The sequence below is a fragment of the Mesorhizobium sp. M2A.F.Ca.ET.042.01.1.1 genome (assembly GCF_003997405.1).
Taxonomy (GTDB): Bacteria; Pseudomonadota; Alphaproteobacteria; order Rhizobiales; family Rhizobiaceae; genus Mesorhizobium.
In genome coordinates this window covers 1-1,773 of sequence record NZ_RZRX01000517.1, presented here as the reverse complement: position 1 = coordinate 1,773, position 1,773 = coordinate 1, and the positions used below count along the sequence as shown (strand labels likewise).

Here is a 1,773-nt window from a genome sequence, read left to right as displayed (position 1 = left end):
GCCCTGCTCTCAGCGCGCCGATGCAGACCGGCGACGGGCTTTTGGTGCGGCTCAATCCAGTCACTGGAGGACTTTCGCCAAACTTGCTGATCCGATTGGGCGAATCCGCCCTGCGCCACGGCAATGGCATCATGGAAGTGACCGCGCGCGGCAGCTTGCAGATCCGCGGATTGAGCGCGGAAAGCGCCGGGATGCTGGCGGCTGAGGTGGATGCGCTTGGTATTGAAGTGCGGACCAGCGTTCCGGTTGAGATCGGGCCGTTAGCCGGGATCGACCCCGAGGAGATTGCCGATCCGCGCCCGTTGGCCGAGCGGCTCAGGGCGGCGATCGAAGAAGCTGGGCTGACGGCAAGGCTGGGGCCGAAAGTGTCGGTGGTTGTCGATGGCGGCGGACAGCTGAGCATGGATGCCGTGGGGGCCGATGTGCGGCTCAAGGCGGTGAGGGCCGGCGAGGATGTTCGTTGGGGCGTATCGGTTGCCGGCGACGGGCGCAGTGCAAAGCCGCTAGCCACTGCCGATGCGGATGCTGCCCGCGACATTGCCGTGGCGGCTCTTCGGATGGTCGCCGAAAAAGGACGCGAGGCGCATACCCGCGATTTGTCGGAGCGGCAATTAGCCTCTCTCACAGGCTGGCGTTCCTTTGCGCCCCCCTCTGTCCTGCCGGACATCTCCCCCACAAGGGGGGAGATCGATCCGTCGCGGGCGGTTTCTCCAATTTCCGGCGCTGAAAGAGCGCAGCATATCTCCACCTTCGCCTGGGAAGCGCCTTCGGCCGAACTGCCAATCTCCTCCCTAGTGGGGGAGATGTCCGGCAGGACAGAGGGGAGCGCCGTAGAGCGCCCTCGCTTGCCGATTGGCCTTTTCAACGTTGATGAAGGCACTGCCCTCGGCATCGTCCTGCCCTTCGGCAGCATGCCGGCGCAGAACCTTGTCGAGCTTGCCACAAAGGCCGCAGATCTTGGCTCGACCGAAATCCGCCTCGCCCCAAGCCGCGCTCTGCTTGTCCTTGGCCTCTCCCCATCCGCCTGCGCCTCGCTGCAATCCACGGCCGCCACCCTCGGCTTCGTCACCTCCCCCACCGATCCGCGCACCCGCATCGCCGCCTGTCCCGGCACGCCCGCCTGCGCCTCCGGCAATATCGCCACGCGCACCATCGCCGAGACAATTGCGGCGCAAAGCCCCGAACTCCTCGATACCTCGCTGACGCTCCACATCTCCGGCTGCGCCAAGGGCTGCGCGCATCCCGGCGTAGCGAAGCTCACCCTGGTCGGCGACGAAAACGGAGCCGGACTTGTCGTGGACGGGACGGCAAAGACCCTTCCTGCCGGATACAGGCCGGGCTATGACGCCGCGCGCGGGGTCGCCGCCGTTGCGGCTGCGGTCCGCGGTGAACGACATCAAGGCGAAACCGCCGCCGCTTGCCTCACAAGGCTTGGCGCTGCCGGCATCGCCGAACTCTATCGACGGAACCAGTGAATGGCCGCCTACGACTATATCCACGATGGCAACGCGATCTACGAGCGCTCTTTCGCCATCATCCGCGCCGAGGCGGACCTGTCGCGCTTCTCCGCGGCGGAGGCCGATGTCGCGATCCGCATGATCCATGCCTGCGGCCAGGTCGAAGCCGCCAGCCATTTCGTCTTCTCCAGCGGTTTCGTCGATGCGGCCCGCGCGGCCCTTGCCGCCGGCGCGCCGATCTTCTGCGATGCCGAGATGGTGGCGCATGGCGTCACCCGCGCCCGCCTGCCGGCCGGCAACGAGGTGATCTGCACCC

At 66.7% G+C, this 1,773-nt stretch carries 2 protein-coding genes; both read left to right on the top strand.

Annotated features, from left to right (window positions below):
• Nucleotides 1-1,475, top strand: a 1,475-nt coding sequence (cobG, locus tag EOA23_RS34415; RefSeq protein ID WP_245474450.1) for a precorrin-3B synthase, incomplete at its 5' end; no start/stop codon positions are given.
• Nucleotides 1,476-1,773, top strand: a 298-nt coding sequence (locus EOA23_RS34410) for a precorrin-8X methylmutase (RefSeq protein ID WP_189341826.1), incomplete at its 3' end; no start/stop codon positions are given. It lies immediately after the preceding gene.